The organism is Marilutibacter aestuarii (genome assembly GCF_006546775.1).
GTDB classification, from domain to species: domain Bacteria; phylum Pseudomonadota; class Gammaproteobacteria; order Xanthomonadales; family Xanthomonadaceae; genus Marilutibacter; species Marilutibacter aestuarii.
In genome coordinates this window covers 15,254-36,114 of the sequence record NZ_VICE01000084.1, presented here as the reverse complement: position 1 = coordinate 36,114, position 20,861 = coordinate 15,254, and the positions used below count along the sequence as shown (strand labels likewise).

Annotated in this window: 24 protein-coding genes; 15 read left to right on the top strand and 9 right to left on the bottom strand. The window is 69.7% G+C overall.

Features of this window, described 5'->3' with window-relative positions:
• Positions 1-40: 40 nt before the first annotated feature.
• Together bla and FKV25_RS08840 are read left to right on the top strand one after the other, a co-directional pair.
• Positions 41-949 (top strand): subclass B3 metallo-beta-lactamase, encoded by a 909-nt coding sequence (gene bla, locus FKV25_RS08845; RefSeq protein WP_141518429.1) that lies wholly within the window; start codon positions 41-43, stop codon positions 947-949.
• Positions 949-1,437, top strand: coding sequence for an NUDIX hydrolase (locus FKV25_RS08840; RefSeq protein ID WP_141518428.1), 489 nt, complete (start codon positions 949-951; stop codon positions 1,435-1,437). Before bla ends, FKV25_RS08840 begins: the two co-directional genes overlap by 1 nt.
• Positions 1,438-1,447: 10 nt before the next feature.
• Here the strand turns inward: FKV25_RS08840 and FKV25_RS08835 are convergent, their stop codons facing one another.
• Positions 1,448-1,711, bottom strand: a complete 264-nt coding sequence (locus FKV25_RS08835) for a DksA/TraR family C4-type zinc finger protein (protein ID WP_141518427.1) — start codon at positions 1,709-1,711, stop codon at positions 1,448-1,450.
• Between the two features lie 361 nt (positions 1,712-2,072).
• Here FKV25_RS08835 and FKV25_RS08830 point away from each other — a divergent pair, with 361 nt between their 5' ends.
• On the top strand, positions 2,073-3,791 hold the full coding sequence (locus FKV25_RS08830; RefSeq protein WP_141518426.1) for an alkaline phosphatase: 1,719 nt from the start codon (positions 2,073-2,075) through the stop codon (positions 3,789-3,791).
• Positions 3,792-3,824: 33 nt separating this feature from the next.
• Here FKV25_RS08830 and FKV25_RS08825 read toward each other — a convergent pair whose 3' ends face one another.
• The gene (locus tag FKV25_RS08825) at positions 3,825-4,247 is read right to left on the bottom strand and encodes a CopD family protein (RefSeq protein ID WP_141518425.1); all 423 of its coding nucleotides are present in this window, start codon (positions 4,245-4,247) and stop codon (positions 3,825-3,827) included.
• Between the two features lie 230 nt (positions 4,248-4,477).
• Here FKV25_RS08825 and FKV25_RS08820 point away from each other — a divergent pair, with 230 nt between their 5' ends.
• Entirely contained in the window at positions 4,478-5,086 is a 609-nt protein-coding gene (locus FKV25_RS08820; RefSeq protein WP_141518424.1) for a class I SAM-dependent DNA methyltransferase, read from the top strand.
• A gap of 162 nt (positions 5,087-5,248) precedes the next feature.
• A complete protein-coding gene (locus tag FKV25_RS08815) occupies positions 5,249-6,493 on the top strand; it encodes a polyhydroxyalkanoate depolymerase (RefSeq protein WP_141518423.1) in 1,245 nt (414 codons plus the stop codon).
• Positions 6,494-6,612: 119 nt separating this feature from the next.
• On the opposite strand, the gene FKV25_RS08810 is transcribed toward FKV25_RS08815, so the two are convergent.
• The 3 genes from FKV25_RS08810 to FKV25_RS08800 form a co-directional block, all read right to left on the bottom strand.
• Positions 6,613-6,831, bottom strand: coding sequence for a DUF6289 family protein (locus FKV25_RS08810; protein ID WP_141518422.1), 219 nt, complete (start codon positions 6,829-6,831; stop codon positions 6,613-6,615).
• A 103-nt stretch (positions 6,832-6,934) separates the two neighbouring features.
• Positions 6,935-7,846 carry a sensor domain-containing protein gene (locus tag FKV25_RS08805; protein WP_141518421.1) on the bottom strand — a complete coding sequence of 304 codons (912 nt, stop codon included), beginning with the start codon at positions 7,844-7,846 and terminating at the stop codon, positions 6,935-6,937.
• Entirely contained in the window at positions 7,843-8,208 is a 366-nt protein-coding gene (locus tag FKV25_RS08800) for a PadR family transcriptional regulator (RefSeq protein ID WP_141518420.1), read from the bottom strand. Before FKV25_RS08800 ends, FKV25_RS08805 begins: the two co-directional genes overlap by 4 nt.
• Before the next feature lie 86 nt (positions 8,209-8,294).
• Here FKV25_RS08800 and FKV25_RS08795 point away from each other — a divergent pair, with 86 nt between their 5' ends.
• Positions 8,295-9,305: a peptidylprolyl isomerase gene (locus tag FKV25_RS08795; RefSeq protein ID WP_141518419.1), complete on the top strand. Its 1,011-nt coding sequence runs from the start codon at positions 8,295-8,297 to the stop codon at positions 9,303-9,305.
• A 21-nt stretch (positions 9,306-9,326) separates the two neighbouring features.
• Here the strand turns inward: FKV25_RS08795 and speG are convergent, their stop codons facing one another.
• Positions 9,327-9,911 carry a spermidine N1-acetyltransferase gene (speG, locus tag FKV25_RS08790; protein ID WP_246072023.1) on the bottom strand — a complete coding sequence of 195 codons (585 nt, stop codon included), beginning with the start codon at positions 9,909-9,911 and terminating at the stop codon, positions 9,327-9,329.
• 482 nt (positions 9,912-10,393) lie between these two features.
• Here speG and FKV25_RS08785 point away from each other — a divergent pair, with 482 nt between their 5' ends.
• On the top strand, positions 10,394-10,690 hold the full coding sequence (locus tag FKV25_RS08785; protein ID WP_141518417.1) for a hypothetical protein: 297 nt from the start codon (positions 10,394-10,396) through the stop codon (positions 10,688-10,690).
• A 7-nt stretch (positions 10,691-10,697) separates the two neighbouring features.
• On the opposite strand, the gene FKV25_RS08780 is transcribed toward FKV25_RS08785, so the two are convergent.
• Entirely contained in the window at positions 10,698-11,594 is an 897-nt protein-coding gene (locus tag FKV25_RS08780; protein ID WP_141518416.1) for a DUF2785 domain-containing protein, read from the bottom strand.
• 93 nt (positions 11,595-11,687) lie between these two features.
• Between FKV25_RS08780 and FKV25_RS08775 the strand changes: the two genes are divergently transcribed.
• The 7 genes from FKV25_RS08775 to FKV25_RS08745 all read left to right on the top strand — a co-directional run bounded on the left by FKV25_RS08775 (position 11,688) and on the right by FKV25_RS08745 (position 18,582).
• On the top strand, positions 11,688-13,508 hold the full coding sequence (locus tag FKV25_RS08775) for a DUF885 domain-containing protein (protein ID WP_141518415.1): 1,821 nt from the start codon (positions 11,688-11,690) through the stop codon (positions 13,506-13,508).
• 88 nt (positions 13,509-13,596) lie between these two features.
• Positions 13,597-14,022, top strand: a complete 426-nt coding sequence (locus FKV25_RS08770) for a VOC family protein (RefSeq protein WP_141518414.1) — start codon at positions 13,597-13,599, stop codon at positions 14,020-14,022.
• A 37-nt stretch (positions 14,023-14,059) separates the two neighbouring features.
• On the top strand, positions 14,060-14,905 hold the full coding sequence (locus FKV25_RS08765; protein ID WP_141518481.1) for a DUF72 domain-containing protein: 846 nt from the start codon (positions 14,060-14,062) through the stop codon (positions 14,903-14,905).
• Between the two features lie 107 nt (positions 14,906-15,012).
• Entirely contained in the window at positions 15,013-15,978 is a 966-nt protein-coding gene (locus tag FKV25_RS08760; RefSeq protein ID WP_141518413.1) for an aldo/keto reductase, read from the top strand.
• A gap of 3 nt (positions 15,979-15,981) precedes the next feature.
• Positions 15,982-17,298, top strand: a complete 1,317-nt coding sequence (locus tag FKV25_RS08755; protein ID WP_141518412.1) for an NTP/NDP exchange transporter — start codon at positions 15,982-15,984, stop codon at positions 17,296-17,298.
• 201 nt (positions 17,299-17,499) lie between these two features.
• Positions 17,500-17,769: a hypothetical protein gene (locus FKV25_RS08750; RefSeq protein WP_141518411.1), complete on the top strand. Its 270-nt coding sequence runs from the start codon at positions 17,500-17,502 to the stop codon at positions 17,767-17,769.
• Between the two features lie 117 nt (positions 17,770-17,886).
• Positions 17,887-18,582 (top strand): hypothetical protein, encoded by a 696-nt coding sequence (locus FKV25_RS08745; RefSeq protein ID WP_342777167.1) that lies wholly within the window; start codon positions 17,887-17,889, stop codon positions 18,580-18,582.
• 108 nt (positions 18,583-18,690) lie between these two features.
• Here FKV25_RS08745 and FKV25_RS08740 read toward each other — a convergent pair whose 3' ends face one another.
• Together FKV25_RS08740 and FKV25_RS08735 are read right to left on the bottom strand one after the other, a co-directional pair.
• Positions 18,691-18,924, bottom strand: a complete 234-nt coding sequence (locus tag FKV25_RS08740) for a cyclase (protein ID WP_141518410.1) — start codon at positions 18,922-18,924, stop codon at positions 18,691-18,693.
• Positions 18,921-19,766, bottom strand: coding sequence for a DMT family transporter (locus FKV25_RS08735; protein ID WP_246072026.1), 846 nt, complete (start codon positions 19,764-19,766; stop codon positions 18,921-18,923). Before FKV25_RS08735 ends, FKV25_RS08740 begins: the two co-directional genes overlap by 4 nt.
• A 190-nt stretch (positions 19,767-19,956) precedes the next feature.
• Here FKV25_RS08735 and FKV25_RS08730 point away from each other — a divergent pair, with 190 nt between their 5' ends.
• On the top strand, positions 19,957-20,841 hold the full coding sequence (locus FKV25_RS08730) for a LysR substrate-binding domain-containing protein (protein WP_141518408.1): 885 nt from the start codon (positions 19,957-19,959) through the stop codon (positions 20,839-20,841).
• Positions 20,842-20,861 lie beyond the last annotated feature (20 nt).

Below are 20,861 nucleotides of genomic sequence, written 5' to 3'. Positions count from 1 at the left end.
TGGGCGCCCCTCCGGAAGACGATGCCCCGCGATGCCCTGCATGCCTTCGACCCGTTCCGCCGGCCCTGCCCTTTCCCGTGGCCGCACCGTGCTGGCCGCCCTGCTGGCCCTTACCGCGTGGCCCACGCTCGCCGCCGAGGCGCCCTTGCCGCAGCTGCAGGCCTACGAGGTGCGCGAGGCCTGGCGCCAGCCGATCGAGCCGTTCCGGATCGCCGAGCACACCTGGTACATCGGCACGCAGGGCCTGAGCGCGCTCCTGGTCAAGACCGATGCCGGCGCCGTCCTGATCGACGGCGGCATGCCGCAGGCCGCGGACATGCTGCTCGAGCACATGGCCACGCTGGGGGTGGCGCCGGGCGACCTGAAGTACATCCTGCACAGCCATGCCCATGGCGACCATGCCGGCCCGATCGCCGCGATCCAGCGCGCCACCGGCGCCACGCTGGTCAGCAACGCGGAGTCGGCGGTGCTGCTCGCGCGGGGCGGCAGCGACGACATCCACTTCGGCGACGCCATCGTCTTCCCGCCCGCGCACGCCGATCGCCTGGTCATGGATGGCGAATCGATCGAGCTCGGCGGAATGCGCTTCACCGTGCATTCCACCCCTGCGCACACGCCGGGTTCGATGAGCTGGACCTGGTCCGACCGCCGCGATGGGCGCGACACCGCGATCGCCTACGTCGACAGCATCAGTGCCCCCGGCTACCGCCTGCTGGACAATCCGCGCTACCCGCGCATCGTCGATGACTACCGCCGCGGCTTCCAGGCCATCCGCGCGCTGCCCTGCGACCTGCTCGTGACCCCGCATCCCGATGCCAGCGGCTGGACGCCCGCTGACGCCGGCAATCGCCTGCCGACGCCGACGGGCTGCCGCGACTACGCCGACGCCGCCGAACGCGCACTGGACCAGCGGATCGCCGAGCAGCGTGCCGCGAAGGCGGGCGACTGATGCCCTACACGCCGATCGTCGCCACCCTCGGCTACGTCCTCTCGCCCGACCAGACGCAGGTCCTGATGGTCCACCGCAACGCGCGGCCGGAAGACCATCAGCTGGGCAAGTACAACGGGCTGGGGGGCAAGCTCGAGCCCGACGAGGACGTGGTCGCGGGCATGCGCCGCGAGATCCTCGAAGAAGCCGGGATCGACTGCACCGAACTGCGCCTGCGCGGCACCATCAGCTGGCCGGGCTTCGGCAAGCATGGCGAGGACTGGCTGGGCTTCGTGTTCCTGGTCACCGCCTTCACCGGCACGCCCTTCGAACGCAACCCCGAGGGCACGCTGGAATGGGTGGCACTGGACGGGCTCGACGCCCTGCCGATGTGGGAAGGCGACCGCAACTTCCTGCCGATGGTCTTCGACGACGACCCGCGCGCCTTCCACGGGGTCATGCCCTACCGCGACGGCCGCATGCAGTCCTGGCGCTATTCGCGCATCTGAGCCGCGCGACTCAGCGCAGCTGGCTGTCCTTGCTGCCGCGGCGGTTGAACCCGGCCGCGGCCTGCTGGTTGTCCTCGGCTTCCTGGCAGGCGATGCACAGTCTGACGCCCGGCACGGCCTTGCGCCGCGCTTCGGGAATGGGCGCGTCGCAGTCCTCGCAGTGGCTCAGGCCCGGGCCCTGCGCCATGCGGCTGCGCGCGCGCTTGATCGCGTCCTCGACGGTCGCGTCTATCTGGTCCTGCACCGAAGTGTCGCTGGTCCATCCACCGGCCATGACACCCTCCTCTCGAAAATCCAGTCGCGTGGACCACCAGATATGCGCCTTTCGCGCGCCCGCTTCAAGTCGAAGCTGAACGCCGTCAGGGGCCGATGCGCGCCGTGCCCCGGCCTTCGTGCTGCTCGAACACGAAGCGATACGCCAGGCTGATGGGCTGGGGCACGGTCTCACCGCCCGCCAGGCAGGTCAGCCGGAACGCTGCGCGATCCCCGTCATCCCGTCCACCCTCCCGACGCGTCGCAGCCACCTCCACGCGGGCGACGCACGCGATTCAACGGATTGAAACGCCAGCCAGTGCCAGATCGCTGACATCTGCACGCGGCATAATCGACGGCTTCGCCGATTCGCCCGACCCTGCATGTCGCCACGCCGCTCCACGCTCCGTACCTTCGCCGTCCTCGCCCTGCCCGCCAGCCTGCTGCTGGGGGCCTGTGCCAGCCACCCTGCCGACACCGCGCGCCGCCAGGATCCGGCCATCGAGGTGGACGTCCCCGCTATCGCGCGGCCCGGAGGCGAAACCCCCGCGTGGTGGTTCCGCGATGGCGCGGCGCAGGCCGCCGCGCGTGGTGCGATGGGCGGTCGCGCGCGCAACGTCATCCTGTTCGTCGGCGACGGCATGAGCCTCAACACCGTCGCCGCGGCGCGCATCCTCGACGGCCAGCGCAAGGGCGGCCCCGGGGAGGAGAACCGCCTGAGCTGGGAGCGCTTCCCGTCGACCGCGCTCAGCCGTACCTACAACACCGACAGCCAGACGCCGGACTCGGCCGGCACGATGAGCGCGATGGCGACCGGCGTGAAGACCCGCGCCGGCGTGCTGAGCATCGGCCAGGCGCCGATGCGCGGCGACTGCGGCGGCGCGCTTGCCACGCCGATGCTCAGCCTGTGGGAACTGGCCGCCGCCAGCGGCATGGCCACCGGCGTGGTGTCGACCGCGCGCCTGACCCACGCCACGCCCGGCGCCACTTTCAGCCATTCCGCCGACCGCGACTGGGAGCACGACGCCGCGATGCCGGCCGCGGCGCTGCGGGCTGGCTGCCGGGACATCGCACGGCAGATGGTGGAGACCCCGTTCGGGCACGGGCCCGACGTGCTGATGGGCGGTGGCCGCGCGATGTTCATGCGCGACGACCAGGCCGACCCGGAGTACCCGGCCATGAACGGCAAGCGCGGCGATGGCCGCGACCTGGTGGCCGAATGGCAGGCGCGCCACCCCGACGGCACCTATGTCTGGAACGCCGGGCAGCTGGCGGCGGCGCCCAGCGACGGACCGCTGCTGGGCCTGTTCCAGCCCAGCCACATGCAGTTCGAACACGATCGCCCCGGTGACGCAGGCGGCGAACCGAGCCTGGCGGAGATGACCCGGGTGGCGATCTCGCGCCTGCGCGACGCACCCGCCGGCTACGTCCTGCTCGTCGAAGGCGCCCGAATCGACCATGCCAACCATTTCGGCAATGCCTACCGCGCGTTGACCGACACCATCGCGCTCAGCGAAGCGGTGCAGGTCGCCAGCGACATGACCTCGGCCGAGGACACCCTGGTCCTGGTCACCGCCGACCACTCGCACACGCTGACCTTCGTCGGCTACCCGCGACGCGGCAACCCGATCCTCGGCAAGGTCGTCGGCTCGCTGGCCGAGGACAATGGCGATGCGCACCTGGCCACCGATGCGACCGGACTGCCCTACACGACGCTCAGCTACGCCAACGGCCCCGGTTACATCGGCGCGAGCGAACTGCAGCCCGAAGGCCCCAAGCATTACCCGCACTCGCCCGACCACTTCCAGCAGGCGCGCGGCGGCCGCCCCGACCTGACCCACGTCGACACCCAGGACCCGGACTACATGCAGGAAGCGCTGGTGCCCTCCAAGGACGAAACCCATGGCGGCGACGACGTCGGACTGTGGGCGCGCGGCCCCGGCAGCGAGGCGGTGCGCGGCTCGGTCGAGCAGAACGCGATCTTCCACGTCATGCTGCAGGCCACGCCGCGGCTGCGCGAGGCGCTGTGCGAGCGCGACGGCTGCAACGCCAATGGCGTGCCGGTGCGCCTGCCCGATTTCGAGGCCTTCCGCGACCGCTGAGCATGCCTTCCACCCGCCACGGGACGAGGGGCGTCAGAAGGGCATGGCCAGCACCAGCCAGACCACGGCCACCAGCAGCAGCACCGGCAGTTCGTTGAACCAGCGCAGGGCCTTCGCGGACGGCAGCGCGCGCCCCGAATCCACGCCCTTGAGCCAGCGCCCGGCGAGGATGAAGTGCGCCAGGATCAAGGCCACCAGGAGCAGCTTGGCGTGCAGCCAGCCACCGCTCATGCCGAAATGCAGCCACAGCGCCAGGCCAAAGAGCACGGCGATGCCGAACATCACATGGCCGAAGCGGTACAGGCGCCGCCCCATGAGCACCAGGCGCGTACGCACCTCCGGCGATTCCCCTGCCTCGGCCAGGTTGACCAGGATCCGCGGCAGGTAGAACACCGACGCCATCCAGGCCATCACGAACACGAGGTGGGCAGTCTTGGTGATGAGGTAGGCGGTCATGGGCTGGTTGGTGATTGGTGATGATTGGTGATTGGTGATTGGTGATTGGTGATTGGTGGTTCGGGAATGGGGAATGGGGAATGGGGCGCAGTGTCGGGGCAGTGGCTTTGGCTCCTGACCTTATCCCTATTCCCTACTCCCTATTCCCACGCGCGAAAGCGCGCAAGCGCGCCAAAGCGCGCGGCGCTAGGATGCCACGTCCGCGACCTGCCCTGGAGAAAGAACCCCGGATGCGCAAACAATACGATCGCCACTATTTCGAGCGCTGGTATCGCGATCCCGCATTGAAGGATGGCGCCATCGGCGGGCGGGCGCGCCTGGGGCGCAAGGTCGCCCTGGCCGTGGCGACCGCCGAATACCACCTGGAACGGCCCATCCGCAGCGTGCTGGACATCGGTTGCGGGGAAGGCGCATGGCGCGCGCCGCTGCTCCGCTCGCGACCCCGCGCCCGCTACCTGGGCTTCGACAGCAGCGAGTACGCGATCGCCCGCCACGGCCGGCGGCGGCAGCTGCACCTGGCCCGGTTCGGCGATTTCCAGCACCTGCGCCCCTGCGCGCCGGTCGACCTGCTGGTCTGCAGCGACGTCATGCACTACCTCGATGCCCGCGAGCTCGACCGCGGCCTGCCCGGGCTGGCCGAACTGTGTGGCGGCGTGGCCTTCCTGGAGACCTTCACCCGCGAGGATGGCATCGATGGCGACACCGAGGGCTTCAGGCGGCGGCCGGCGCGCTTCTACCGCCAGCGCTTCGAGTCGGCGGGCTTCACGGCGTTGGGGTCGCACCTGTGGCTGTCGCCGGCGCTGGCCGGGGCGACCACGGCGCTCGAGCGCCCGGCCTGACCCGGAGGTCCAGCGGGCCGCCGTGTCGGCGCGGATGTCCACCGGTCGGCCAGTTCACAAACCTGCCCCTGCGCTCGGGTATGCTGCGTCGCAACAGATGCAGCCCCGGACGCGTCCGACGGACGTAGCGGGTATTCATTGGCGGGAGACCACGATCCGATGATGCTTTACCAGATGCACGAATTCGGCCGCGCATGGATGGCCCCGGTCACGTATTGGGCGGATGCCAGCGCGAAGATGTTCGGCGCGTCCGGCAGCTGGCTCTCCAACCTGCCCGGCGCCGCGCGCGCTGCGGCGGGTTACGAGCTGCTGTACCGCATCGGCAAGGACTACGAGAAGCCGGAGTTCGGCATCCACTCGCTGGACATCGATGGCGACATCTTCCCGGTCATCGAACGCGAGATGGCGCGCAAGCCGTTCTGCCGCCTGTTGCGCTTCAAGCGCTACACCGACGACGCCGGCAACCTGAAGGAACTCAAGGACGATCCGCCGGTGCTGGTCGTCGCGCCGCTCTCGGGCCACCACGCCACCCTGCTGCGCGACACCGTGCGCACCCTGCTGCGCGACCACAAGGTCTACATCACCGACTGGATCGACGCCCGCATGGTGCCCACCACCGAGGGCGACTTCACCCTCGACGACTACGTGGCCTACATCCAGGAATTCATCCGCCAGATCGGTGCCGCCGACCTCCACGTGATCAGCGTCTGCCAGCCCACCGTACCGGTGCTGGCGGCGATCTCGCTGATGGCCCAGAGGGGCGAGGCGACGCCACGCTCGATGGTGATGATGGGCGGTCCGATCGACACCCGCCAGAGCCCCACCGCGGTGAACAACCTGGCCACCGAGAAGCCCTTGTGGTGGTTCCAGAACACCGTCATCCACCCGGTGCCGGCGAACTACCCGGGCAATGGCCGCCAGGTCTATCCCGGCTTCCTTCAGCACATGGGTTTCATGGCGATGAACCCCGAGCGCCACGCGCAGTCGCACTGGGACTTCTACCAGGACCTGCTCAAGGGCGACCTCGACGACGCCGAGTCGCACCGCCGCTTCTACGACGAATACAACGCCGTGCTCGACATGCCGGCCGAGTACTACCTGGACACGATCCGGGTGGTCTTCCAGGAGCACCTGCTGCCGAAGGGCGAATGGGACGTCGACGGCACGCGGGTGGATCCGTCCGCGATCACCGGCACCGCCCTGCTGACCATCGAGGGCGAGCTCGACGACATCTCCGGGCAGGGCCAGACCCGCGCCGCGCACGACCTGTGCACCGGCATCGCCAAGGGCGACACGCACCACATCGAGGTCAAGGGCGCGGGCCACTACGGCATCTTCAGCGGCCGCCGCTGGCGCACCCAGGTCTACCCGAAGGTCCGCGACTTCATCGCCCGCTACTCGGCCTGACAACGCCATGCGCCGCGCGCCAGCGCGACGCGCGTCGCACCCGGTCCGGGCGCCAGCCGGATCCAGGCAAAAGCCCCGCGACCGCGGGGCTTTTGTGTTTCAAGCTTGCGGGTGGACCGTCACATGTCGACGGCGCAGCCCTGGGTGAAGGACTTGTTGGCGGTGCGGGTCCCCCAGCTGCCGTCGAGCTCGCCGCAACCGGCGGTCCATTGGCCGACGAGGGCGCCTTCGTCGTTGTAGTAGTTCCACGTGCCCTGCCACGAGGCGGTGGCGGCGAAGGACAGGGCGGCCAGCAGGGCCACGCTCAGGGTGACGGCAACGATCCTGGTACGACGCATGGTGATTCTCCTTCAATGGAATTGGGTCCCCCCGCTCCATACTGGCCCGATGGGACGCGGACTTCTGGTACCCGCGGCACATTGCGTCCACCGCGCCGCCCATTCAGACCGCGCGCGAGCCCTTCACCAGCAGGTGCTTCGCCAGTTGGCCGTGCAGGTAGCCGATACCACGGGCGACGTGCAGGGTGACGAACAGCAGGAGCGCGCCGATCACCATCGCCAGCACCGATTCCCATACCGCGACGTCGCCGGTGAGCAGGACGCCATCCAGGTGGACATGCGACTCGTACCCAAGCGCCAATAGCACCGGCAACGCAATCAGCGACAGCGCGACGGTCGTCATCGTGGCCGCCACCGTGAAGTAGGCGATGCCCAGCGGCATCATCAGCAACATGTACAGGAACGTGCCCCAGGTGCGCGGGTCGGTGAACATGTCCTTGATCCGCTCCAGCCACGGCTTGCCCTGCGCGCTGTACAGCGGCCTCCGCGGCATCCGCTCGCCGAGCATGACTTCGACCAGCCGGCCCTCGACCAGTGCCAGCACGCGTGTCGAACCCACGAACAGGATCAGCAGGGGCACGCCGATGATGAGGATCAGCAGTCCGGCCGATACGGATACGCCGGTCACGACCCAGGTGAAATAGAAGATGCCGGTCGCAAGCGAAAGCAGCATGTAGAACAGCGCGGCGTAGGCACGCGGCTCGGCGGCGACACCGAAGAAGCGTCCGAGCCATGAGCGGTGCGGGCGCGGTGGCGGCACGCGCAAGGCCGTCTGCACCCTGACCTCGGTGTCGCGGTAGATGTCGGCGACCTCTTCCGGCGCGCCATAACTGCCGGCGACCGCGGTGATCACCTCGGCCTCGGTCCTGCCCGGGCTTTCGGCGAGCTCGGACCGCAGGTATTCCTCGGCGTCATAGAGCGCGTCCTGGACCATGGCCGGATCGGCATCGGACAGGGCCCGCCGCAGCTGTTCCAGGTACTGGGGAATGGTGGTGGGGAGCGTGGCGGTGTTCATTCCGGGAAGGCCTCCAGGACGGTATCGACGGAGTCGCGGGTCGCGCGCCAGGCGGCGACCCAGTCACGCAGGGCCTCGCGCCCGGCGTCGGTGATCTGGTAATAGCGGCGCGGCGGTCCCGACACCGAGGGCTCGACATGGCTGTCGAGCAGGCCGGCGGCGCCCAGGTTGCGGAGCACCGGGTACAGGGCGCTTTGCTTGCCCGTGAGCACGCCGGCCCCCTCGCGTTCGAGCCGCTTGGCGATCTGGTAGCCGTACATCGGCGCCTCGGCCGAGGCGACCACGGCCAGCAGGGTCAACGAAACGGTGCCCGAGCTGAGTTCTTTCTGGAATTTCCGGAGCTGGGCTTCCAGGTCGGTCATCGAGGCCTCCACCCGTCGGGATGACGGTTTGCTGCTTCGGACTCAACACTATTGCTTTCTTATGTATAGCGAATGTGCCGCTAGTCATGCCGGCCCCTGCCGCTGGCCGCCGCCGTCGGCCTGGGCCAGAATCGGCCGTTCATGCCGAATGGAGTCTCCTCGTGCCCAAGACCCTGCTGCTGCCTGCCGCCCTCCTCGCCTGCTGCGCCCTGGGCGCGACGCCCGCACTGGCCCAGGACGAAGCGGCGACGCCCTACCGCTCCATGGGCGAGATCCTGGAGGCTTCGGCACCGTCCGACTGGCGGCGCCCCGATCCGGCGGACACGCTCTACCTGGAACTCGACAGCGGCCGGGTGGTCATCGAACTGGCGCCGGATTTCGCGCCACGCCACGTCGCCAACATCCGCACGCTCGCCCGCGAGGGCTACTGGGACGGCATGAGCATCAACCGTTCGCAGGACAACTTCGTCGTCCAATGGGGCGATCCCGACGGCGAGAGCGACCATCCCAGGCCGCTGGGCGGCGCCGACGCCAAACTGCCGGCCGAGTTCGACCGGGCCAGCGAAGGCCTGGCCTTCCATGCCCTGCCCGACCCCGATGGCTGGGCGCCGCAGACCGGCTTCGCCGGAGGCTTCCCGGCCGCGCGCGACCCCGGAGAAGGACGCGCCTGGCTGGCGCATTGCTACGGGATGGTCGGCGCCGGCCGCGCGATGGAGGCCGACTCCAGCAATGGCAGCGAGCTGTACGTCGTCACCGGCCAGTCGCCACGCCAGCTGGACCGCAACATCACCGTCGTCGGGCGCGTGATCGAAGGCATCGAGTTGCTGTCGGTGCTGCCGCGCGGCACCGGGCCCCTGGGCTTCTACGAAGAGGCGGGCCAGCGCGTGCCGATCCGCGCGATCCGGCTGGCATCGGAAGTCCCCGACGCCGAGCGCAGCGCGATCGAAGTGCTGCGCAGCGATACGCCCCTGTTCGACGAACTGGTGGAGGCCCGGCGCAACCGCCGCGACGAGTGGTACAAGCGCCCGGCCGGCCACATCGACCTGTGCAACGTCCCGCTGCCCACCCGCAAGGTCGAAGCGACCAACACGCCCTGAGGCCAGGCGCGCCGCGACCGCTCAGGCGTTGCGGCGCGACGCCTCCTGCCCCAGCACCTCGTGCTGGAACAGGCACATGCGGATGGCGCTGTGGTAGCGGCCGTCGCTGAAGTACTCGTCGACCAGCACGCCCTCGCGCCGGAAGCCGGCGCTCTCGTAGATCCGGATCGCGCGCGCGTTGTCGACGTCGACCAGCAGGTAGAGCTTGCGCAGGTTGAGCACGCGGAAGGCGTAACTGATCGCCCGCTGCGTCGCCGCCCGCGCGAAACCGCGACCCTGGTGCTCGGGCGAGACCATCACCAGGAACTCCGCGCGCCGGTGCAGGTGGTCGATTTCCACCAGCTCGACCATGCCGACCGGCTGGTGCATGTCGCTCTCGATGATGAAGCGTCGCTCGGACTGGTCGTGGATGTGCTTGCGATACAACTCCTCGAGCTCGACGAAGGACTCGTAGGGCTCTTCGAACCAGTACGCCATCACGCTGCGATTGTTGTTGAGCACGTGCACGAAGTGCAGGTCGTCGCGCTCCAGGGGGCGCAGCGTCACGTGCGATGGCGCGTCCCGCAGGGGTGAGTTTTCGTCCATGCCACCAGAGTAGTCCAGCATTGCGCGCACCGGGGTGAAACCTGCCCCGGGGCCAGGGCCGGGGGTCGAACGCAGCCCGGGTAAGAGAAGGCTGGATCCCAGCGTTCGCTGGGGTGAGGCGGACCGCTTGCGCGGCACTGCCGCGCGGTCTGGGCGAACGCCCAGCGCGCTGCGCTGGGCCGGGGAGCACTGCCGAGCCTTGCCAAAGGCTGGAACCCATGACGGTCTCTTGGGGTTGCCGGACGGGGACCGCCCGCGCCTTCCCCGTAGGGTGGGTCGAGCCGAAAGCGATACCCACCGTCGCTGGAGGCCACGAGGCAGGATGGATTTTGCTGCGCGCAAACCATCCCGCGAGACCACTGGCCTGCCACTACCCGCAGGCGCACGGCATGAACGTCACGGCGATGCGTTCACGCCACCTTTCCCGGCCGCTGCCTAGCCTGCAAACCCGCCTGTAAACCGGCGTCCGACACTCCCCCACGTCAAACACACGGAGCACCACCATGCCCCTCCTGCGCCTTCGCATCACCGGAAGCGAGGACACTGCCCGCGCCATCGGCAACCTGCTCTCCAGCCTGGAGGGCGTCGACCACATCGAGGAGGTCGCCGACCTGATGCCCCACATGGACGACCCCGACTCCAGCTCGGCCGGACTGCCCGACGACCGCGGCCCCGGCGTGCACGAACTGGAGGTCGAGGCCTCGAACGCCTACTCGGCCAACAAGGTGCGGCGCGCCGTCGAAGAGCTCGCACTGGAGCTCGATGCAATGGTCGAGATCGAGACCGAGGAAGAGCGCTGAGCCCGGCTCAGGGCATCGACGCCAAGGCACGGTCAATGCCAGGCAGCAACGCCCGCGTCGCCTCGTCCTCGCGGGCGCCGGCCGCCAGCCGCAGCGCCATCAGGAAAGCGCGCAGGTCGTGGCGCCGGTAGAGCCAGTCGCGATCCTTCCAGGCCAGTGCTTCGTCACCCAGGCCGACCGCCAGGTCGGCGAACCAGGCCGCCCATTCGCCTTCATCCATCACGCCGCGCGCCGCGGCGTACAGGACCGGAGCGGCGAGCCGCTCGGGTTCCCCGAACACGTAGGCATGCGAGGCCGGCACGACCTGGCTCCCGGCCGCGTCCACCAGGCGCCGGAGCTGCGCGCGGCCGAGCGCCGGGTTCAGCGATAGCTGCATCAGCCAGTCGGCGCCGTGGGCGACGCCGTGGCGCCAGCCGCCGGCCGGATCAAAACCACGATAGTCCTCCACCGAGCGCAGGTAGCGCGTCGCCCGATCGACCATGGCGTCGCGTTCGCCCGGGTCCATCCACGGCGCGCGGCGATCGGTCCGCGCGACCTCGGCCAGCGCCAGCGCGGCAAAGGGACGCGAGAAGCCCTCGCCCGCCGGCGCATCGAGACGGGCGTAAAGTGCGTCGCGCATTGACCGGAGCGTCGCGGTGTCCAGTTGTCCGCCACGCATCCACGCCGAAAGGGCCGCGTACGCGGTGTCGTCGCGCAGGCCCGGGTCGGCATCGCCCAGGCAGTCGACGAGGTCCAGCGCGAGTGCCTGCCGTCGTGGCGCGGCGCCGACGGCGAAGCCCGCCTCGCGCAAGGTCTCCAGCGCGCGCGCGTCCCACCCATCCGGCGGACACGCCGCGGCCACCGGCACCGAAACGCCGACCAGCAGGCAAATCCCGGCGCCAAGCGCATGCCACCCTCGTCCCATGTGTTCCTCCCGGCGGCCCTGCCGCCATGCATCCGGTATCGGCGCACAGTATCCTGCCCGCATCCCATCGACGTGCCGACCGAGGTCCCCTGCATGCACAGCTTCCGTTCCCTGCCCCTGGCGGCCGCCCTCCTGCTGGCGCTCTCGGCCTGCCAGCCCAGTCCGGCGCCCGAGACCGCCGCCGGGAACGCGGCGCCCGCCGCGACCCCGGACGCGAAGGTCGACCAGCAGTTCGAGCTGCTGTCCAAGCGCTTCCTCGACAAGGCCATGGAGCTGTCGCCGATCACCGCCACCCAGATGGGCGACCACCGCTACGACGGGCGCATCGACGACATGAGCAAGGGCGGCCGCGCCGCCACCCTGCAGGCGGCGAAGAAGTTCCTCGCCGAACTGGACAGCCTCGAGGTCGCCCGCCTCTCGCGCGAGAACCAGGTCGACGCGGCGATCCTGCGCAACCAGCTGCGCTACGAGATCTGGTCCTCGGAGACCCTGCAGTCCTGGGCCTGGGACCCGCAGGTCTACAGCCAGCTCGCCGGTGGCGCGCTGTACGGCCTGATGGCGCGCGACTTCGCGCCGATGCCCGAGCGCCTGAAGTCGGCGACCGCCCGCATGCAGCAGATCCCGGCGCTGTTCACCCAGATGCGCGCGAACCTGGACCCGGCACGGGTGCCGCGGATCCACGCCGAGACCGTGGCCCGCCAGAACGCCGGCGTCCTGAGTCTGGTCGACGAGCTGATCGTGCCCAATGCCGACCAGCTGAAGGGTGAGGAACGCAAGAGCCTGGATGCCGCCATCGCGACCCTGCGCGCGGCGGTCGCCGAGCAGCAGGCCTGGCTCGACGACACCCTGGTGCCGAATGCCAAGGGCGACTTCCGCATCGGCGAAAGCCTCTACGACGAGAAGCTTGCCTTCGCGCTGAACTCGCCGATGACGCGACAGGAAATCCGCACCCGGGTGGAAGCCGACATCGCCAGCACCCGCGCCGAGATGTACGACATCGCGCGGGGCGTGCTGGCCGATCGCCCGGACGCCCCGGAGGCGATGCCCGATTCTCCCTCGCCCGAGCAGCAGCAACAGGTGATCGAGGCGGCGCTGGAGCTGGCCTACGCCGACCGCCCGGCGCGCGACGAGGTGGTCGAGCTGGCCACCCGCACCACCGAGGAAGCCACCGCGTTCGTGCGCGAGAACAACCTGGTCACCGTGCCCGACACCCCGGTGAAGATCATCCTGATGCCCGAGTTCCAGCGCGGCGTCGCGGTCGCCTACTGCGACTCGCCGGGCCCGCTCGACAAGGGCCTGGACACCTTCTACGCGGTTTCGCCGATCCCCGACGACTGGGACGACGCGCAGGTGGACTCCTTCCTGCGCGAGTACAACACCCGCTCGATCCACGAGCTCAGCATCCACGAAGCGATGCCCGGCCACTTCCTGCAGATCGCGCATTCCAACAAATATCCGTCCATCCTGCGCGCGGTGCTCGGCTCCGGGCCCTTCATCGAAGGCTGGGCGATGTACGGCGAGAAGGTCATGTCCGACGCCGGCTACATGGATGGCGACCCGCTGATGAAGCTCATCAACCGCAAGTGGAACCTGCGCGCGATGGCCAACGCGCTGCTCGACCAGGCGATCCACGTCGACGGCATGACCCGCGACGAGGCGATGGAACTGATGACCGTGACCACCTTCCAGCAGGAGCGCGAAGCCGCCGGCAAGTGGGTGCGCGCGCAGCTGACCTCGGCGCAGTTGCCGACCTATTACGTCGGCTACAGCGAGCACCTGGACCTGCGCCGCGAAATGGAGCAGCGCGAAGGCGATGCCTTCGAACTCAAGGCCTACCACGACAAGGTCCTCTCGTTCGGCTCGCCGCCGGTGCGCTTCGTCCGCCAGCTGATGCTCGACGAACCCATCCAGTGAGTCCCGCCGGTGCCGGCGACCGATGCACGGTCGCCGGCCCTGCACGTCCCTGCGGTATCGTCGGGACCCCATCCCAGGAAGCGCCGCCATGGCCGGAAGCCGCATCATCCCCTGCCTGACCTACCGTGACGCACCGGCCGCCATCGAGTTCCTGTGCAAGGCGTTCGGCTTCGAGAAGCATGTCGTCTACGCCGATGGCGACATCGTCCACCATGCCCAGCTGACATTCGGCGACGGCATGGTCATGCTCGGCTCGGCCATGAAAGAGGGCGAGTGGGCGGGGCGCATCGCGCAACCGGGCGATATCGGCCTGCGCGAGACGCAGAGCCCCTGTGTGATCGTCGACGACGCCGATGCGCATTACGCCCGCGCCAAAGCCGCGGGCGCGACGATCGAGATGGAGATCGCCGACCAGGACTACGGCGGTCGCGGCTACATGTGCCGCGACCCCGAGGGCCACCTGTGGTGGTTCGGAAGCTACGACCCCTGGTCGGCCGGACATCCCGACGCCTGATCCGCCGCGAGATGCGTTGATGAATCTGCTCGAGGGCATGGCCGCGCCCGGGGCCGTTGCGCGCGACGAGGGCGTCGCGCCGATCGACGGCATCCGCGTCGGCATCGGCGGCTGGACCTTCGCGCCGTGGCGCGACAACTTCTATCCGCGCGGCCTGGTGCAGCTACGCGAACTGGAATACGCCAGCCGCCACCTGTCCAGCATCGAGGTCAACGGCACCTTCTACAGTGCACAGAAACCGGCGACCTACGCCAAGTGGGCCGCGGAGACGCCGCCGCACTTCATGTTCTCGCTGAAGGCGCCCGGGCGCGTCACCCAGCAGGCACGGCTGGCGGGCGCGACCGGCAGCGCGAGGGCCTTCATCGCCGGTGGCCTGTCGGAGTTCGGCGAACGCCTGGGGCCGATCCTCTGGCAGTTCGCGCCCAGCCGCCGCTTCGATGCCGGCGACATCGCCGGCTTCCTCGACGGCCTGCCCGACCGCCTCGACGGCCGCCCGCTGCGGCACGTGCTCGAGGTGCGGCACGACAGTTTCGCCTGCGAGGCCTATCTCGCGCTGGCGCGGGCGCGCGGCGTCGCGACGGTGTTCACCGACTCCCCCGAGCACCCGTCCATCGCCGACCTCACCGGCCCCTTCGTCTACGCGCGACTGATGCGTTCGCGCGAGGATGCGCCGCAGGGCTATCCGGCGGAGGAACTCGACGCCTGGGCCGCCCGCGCGCGGAGCTGGGCGGGCGGCGGCGACCCCGACGACCTGCCCCACGTCGGCGGGAGCACGCCACCCCATGCGGCGCGGCGCGAGGTGTTCGTCTATTTCATCAGCGCGGCGAAAGCCCGCAACCCGGCCGCGGCGATGGCGCTGCAGGCGCGGCTGGAAGGCGGCTGAGGCGCTCACCGACCAGCGGCGGGCATGCCGATCGGCACTGTTCGCCTGCAATGCGTTAACGCAGTCTCGGGCAGACTCCGACCCTTCCGGACACTTTGGAGCCTGCCATGGCCAGTCGTCGCGAATTCCTGGGATCGACCGCCCTCGCCGCCGGCGCATTCGCGCTGTCCCCGCTGATCGCCTGCAGCCAGGAACCGGCGCCGACCGCACCGGCGCCCGTGGCACCGGCGACGACCCAAGTGGCGAAGCCGCTGGCAAGCCGCCCCATTCCGCGCGACAAAGCGCCGCTGCCGGTGATCGGCATGGGCACCTCGGGCAGCCTGGACGTCGGTGAGGACGTCGCCTCCCGCGAACCCCTGCTCCAGGTCCTGCAACTGTTCGTCGCCTCCGGCGCCACCCTCATCGACACCGCGCCCACCTACGGCCGCTCCGAACCCGTGCTCGGCGACCTCGTCGCCCAGGCCGGCGTGCGCGACCGCCTGTTCCTCGCCACCAAGCTCTCGCGCGTGACCGGTCGCGACGAAGGCCTGGCCCAGTTCGAGGGCTCACTGCGCGACCTGAAGACCGACCGCGTCGAACTGCTGCAGGTCCACAACCTGGGCGACACCGCCACCCAGTACGCACTGATCGAGTCGCTCAAGGACCAGGGCAAGGTGCGTTACTCGGGCCTGACCCACTACCAGGAAAGCGCCCAGGCGGACCTGGCCGCGGCGATGCGCCGGCACAAGCCGGACTTCGTCCAGATCAATTACTCGGTGGTCTCGCGCGGCGCCGAGCGCGAGGTGCTGCCGCTCGCGCAGGAGCTCGGGATCGCCGTCATCATCAACCGCGCCTACGAGGACGGCCGCCTGTTCGCCCAGGTCAAGGACAAGCCCCTGCCGGGCTGGGCCGCGGACGTGGGCGCGGACTCCTGGGGCCAGTTGTTCCTGAAGTTCGTGCTCGCGCATCCGGCGGTGAACGTGGTGATCCCGGCGACGTCCAAGCCCCGCCACCAGGCCGACAACCTCAAGGCCGGCGTCGAGCCTTTCCTCGACGCCAAGCAGCGGGAAGCCCTGGTCGCGGCGCTGGCCTGAGCCATGCCGACCGGGGACGCGGCGCCGCCACCCTTCCTCGCCCGCACGCTGTCGCGCCTGTTCGGCCTCGAGCCGGACGAGGCGCTGCCGGTCGCCGGTGGCGCGCTGCTGTTCTTCCTGCTGTTCACCGGGTACTTCATGCTGCGCCCCGTGCGCGAGACCATGGGCATCGCCGGCGGCGTGGACAACCTGCAATGGCTGTTCACCGCGACCTTCGTCGCCACGCTCGCGGCGATGCCGCTGTTCGGCTGGGTCGCCGGGCGCGTCGCCCGCCGCCGCATCCTGCCCTGGGTCTACGGCTTCTTCGCCGCCAACCTGCTGGCCTTCGCCGCCGCGATCTACATACGCCCGGACGATGTCTGGGTCGCGCGCAGCTTCTACGTCTGGCTGTCGGTGTTCAACATGATCGCCATCTCGCTGGCCTGGAGCGTGCTGGTCGACCTGTTCCCGACCGCGCAGGCCAAGCGCACCTTCGCGCTGATGGCCGCCGGCGCCAGCCTGGGCGGCCTGACCGGCCCCCTCCTCGGCGTCGCCCTGGTCGGGCCCATCGGCCATGCCGGCCTGCTGGTGCTGGCAGCGGCGCTCCTGCTGGCCGCCATCGCCCAGGCGATGGCCCTGCAGCGCTGGCGCGACCGCCACCCCGTCGACGCCGGCGACCTCGACCACGACACGGCCTCGCGCTCGACGCGGCTGGGCGGCAACTCCTTCGCCGGCGCCACCACGGTGCTGCGCTCGCCCTACCTGCTGGGCATCGCCGTGTTCGTGCTGCTGTTGGCAAGCGTGACCACCTTCCTCTATTTCGAACAGGCACGCCTGGTGGAGGCCACCTTCCCCGACCGCGAAGACCAGACCCGCGTGTTCGGCGTCATCGACACCATCGTGCAGTCGCTGGCCATCCTCTCCCAGCTCTTCATCACCGGCCGAATCGCCCGGAAGCTCGGCATCGGCGTGCTGCTGGTCGCGGTGCCGCTGGTCGTCATGTGCGGCTTCCTCTGGCTGGCATTCGCCCCGACCTTCGCCGTGCTCGCGGTCGTGATGATCGTGCGCCGCGCCGGCGAGTACGGCTTCGTCCGCCCCGGCCGCGAAATGCTCTACACCGTCGTCTCGCCCGAGGCGAAGTACAAGGGCAAGAACTTCATCGACACCGTCGTCTACCGGGGCGGCGACGCCGTCAGCGCGTGGAGCAAGACCCTCGTCGACATGCTCGCCAGCCAGCCCGCCATCGCCGCCCTCGTCGGCGCCGCGCTGGCGCTCGTCTGGGCCGTGACGGGAGGCGGTCTGGCAAGGGCGCAACGGCGCCTGGAAGGGCGTAACTCCTGAACGGTGACCGCCCTCACAGCCGGGGCGGACACCGTGCACGATGCCGCCGTGATGCCGCGACGAGGCCGTGTTGACCGCCTGCGCGGCCCCTCTTCACAATCCATCCACGCACTTCGACGCACGCTGCTGAAGGCGTTTCGCGACCCTAACAACCGGGTCGCTATATTTGAGTTTCAACCCCCCGGACGAAGGAGAACTGCCATGTCTCTCAACAAGAACCACGCGATGACGCGTACGCTCGGCGTGGCGATCATCGCCGCATCCCTGGGCCTGGGTGGCTGCGCCACCTACGACGACGACTTCGCGCGCGTCAATTCCCGCCTCGACCAGCTCGACTCGCAGGTCCAGAGCGCAGCCCAGAGCGCCGAGTCGGCCAACCAGGCCGCGCAGCAGGCCAACCAGCGCCTGGACTCGCTCGAAGGCCGCGTGCAGCGGCTTGAAAGCTCGCCAGGTCGCGTGCCGCGCGGTTGATCGTTCCCGCACGACTCGCGATGAACGTTTGAACCCGGGACTGGTGGCCTTTGCTGGCCACCGGTCCTTTTCCCGTCGTCCATCTTTGCCGTAGGAAGTCGTCCCATCCGTACGCCCATGCCCCCCATGATCCGCGCCGCCCAGGGCGCCCTCGCACTGGTGCTGTTTTCGTTCGCGTGCCTCGGCCCCGCCCACGCCCAGGAAACCGCCACGGAGCCGGTGCCCACCAACGACCAGCTTCCCGAAGGCCAGGAAGTCTCCGACACCGTGATCGAACTCGCCGGATGGGTGGTCGCGACCCGCGACACCGAGGGGTATCCGTTCGCGATCATGGACAAGGCCGCGGCACAGATCCTGGTGTTCGGTGGCGACGGTCGACTGCTGGGCGCCGCGCCCGGGCTGTTCGGCTCGGCGGTCGGCGATCACTCGGCCCCGGGCGTCGCCGGCCTGGCGCTTCGCGAGATCCCGGGCCGCGACCGCACGACGCCCGCGGGGCGCTTCGTCGGCGGTTACGGCCCGTCCATCGACGCCGGCCGCGTGCTGTGGGTGGACTACGATTCCGCGGTCTCCATGCACCCCACCGCGACCGGTGTCCCGGCCGAGAAGCGCCCCGAGCGCCTCGCATCACCCACGCCGGACGACAACCGCATCACCCATGGCTGCATCAACGTCGAGCCCGGTTTCTACGAAGGCATCATCCAACCCACCTTCGAGAAGGGCGGCGTCTTCTACATCCTGCCGGACAAGGACTCGCTGGCCGAGACCTTCCCCGATTTCGCGGAGAGTCGCGAAACGTCCAAACGCCGCGATTGAGCGCCCGCCCACGCGGAGCACCCGCTCGAGCAGCGATGCGGAGTGTCCTGCGCGGGCAGCTTGATGTCCGCCCGATGCCCGCACCGGGACGCGGCGCCTCGGGTCGCCCTATGACGCTACGCGCTTGTGCGCCTCGCGGATGACGCGCTTGCCGAGGATACGGACCTCGCCCACCATCAGCAGGCGCAGGTCGCGGACGATGTAGTCGGCCAGTTCTGCGTCGTCGATGTCGGTGCCGTCGATATCGAGGCGGAAGCCCTGGCCCTGCAGGCCGCCGCCATTGCTGAAGTCGATCTCGAAGTCGAACACGACGCGATGCTGGGGCCGATCGCTGCCGCTCATGGCTTCGGCTTGCCCTGGCTGAAGGCGACGCTGCCGAGGATGATCGCCCCGGCGACGCCCATGGTCAGGGTCAGCGGTTCGTCGAGCAGCCACCAGGCCCACGCGACGCCGAACAGGGGCACGAGGTAAGTGACGGTGGACGCGCGGCTTGCACCGACGCGGGCGATCAGCCGGTAGTACATGACGAAGGCGATGCCGGTGCACAGCACGCCCAGCAGCGCAGCGCACAGCCAGGACAACATGGGAACGGGGGCTTGCGGCCAGTGCAGGATCGCAAGCGGCGAGACCATCAGCGTGGCGCAGCCAAGCGTGGCCGCGGCCACCGCCGCGGGCGGCAGGCCGGTGAGGTGGCGACGCACCAGGTTGATGCCGATGCCATAGAGGAAGGCCGCGCCCGCACCGGCCAGCACCGCCCAGCCGATGCTGGCGCCGGCGACCTTCCCGCTTGCCAGCACGACCACGCCGGCGAAGCCCGCCATCAGCGCGACGGCACGTCGGGTGCCGATCTTTTCGCCGAAGAACAGGAACCCGATCAGGGCGGTGAACAGCACGGTCATCGCGTTGCTGATCGCGCTGACGCCGGCAGGAGCCTGCTGCGCGGCCCAGGCGAACAGCACGAAGGGCACGGCCGAGTTGATCAGACTGATGCCGGCAAGCTTGGGCCACAGCGACAGGGGGAACCGCGCGCGCGCGCGCCACAGGAACGGGAGGAGCACGAGCGCACCGAATCCCAGGCGCACCTCGACCAGCGGGAACGAGCCGAAGTGCGGCGCGGCGACACGCATGAACAGGAACGAGGCGCCCCAGATGGCGCCCAGCAGGCACAGTTCGACGGGGGTCATCCAGTCGCGGCTGGCGATGCCGCCGGCCTCGAGCGAGGGCGACGGCGCAGGGGGCAGGACGGGCGCGGTGGACTGGACGGAAGCCATGCAGGTACGAGTCCGATTCGTGGCTGTCCATTTTCCGCGAGCACGGGACCGGACAACAAGTGCATACTTTTCCGACCAGCCACAAACCTGGCTTGAGGCTACGATGACCCTGCGCGCCGACCTGCTGCCGGCCCTGGCGGTGTTCGAATCCGCCGCCCGGCACCAGAACTTCACCCATGCCGCCGAGGAACTGCACCTGACCTCCAGCGCGGTCAGCCACCACGTGCGCAAGCTCGAATCACGCCTGGGGGTGTCGCTGTTCCAGCGCCACGCGCGCGGGGTCTCGTTGACAGCCGAGGGCCGCCTGCTCGCCGATGCAGCCGGCAGCGCGCTGGCCGACATGGACGGGGTGGTGCACAAGCTGCGCACCCAGGGCGACGAGCAGGCACGGATCCGCGTGACCACGCTGCACTCGCTGTCCTACACCTGGCTGATCCCGCGCCTGCCCGATTTCAGCCAGCGCCACCCCGAGTTGCGCGTGCACCTGGACACCGAGATCGCCCTGACGCGCTTCGACGACGGCGGGCCGGACCTGGGCATCCGCTACGGGCCGGGGCACTGGCCGGGCCTGAGCGCGCGCCTGCTGATGGACGACGACCTGTTCCCGGTGGCCTCTCCGGCCTTGCCCGGCTTCGGGGAGATCCACGCCCCCGTCGACCTCCTGCGCCACCGGCTGATCGCCGACCACTCGCGCCAGGGCTGGATGGACTGGTTCCGCGCCACCGACACCCATGGTGCCCCGGTCGACGAACACCACACCTTCAGCGATACCTCCGACGCGCTCAATGCCGCCGCACATGGCCTGGGCGTGGCGCTGGCGAGGCGGCGCATCGCCGAGCCCTACCTGGCCTCGGGGCGGCTGGTGCGGCTGCCCGGCCCGCTGCTCAAGGCGCGCTGGAGTTACTACGTGGTCTACCCGGCGCACCGCCGCCTGCGCCCGGCGGCCTCGCGCTTCGTCGACTGGCTGCTGGCCCAGGGCCAGGCCTGAGGCCCCCTCGCCTGCCCGAC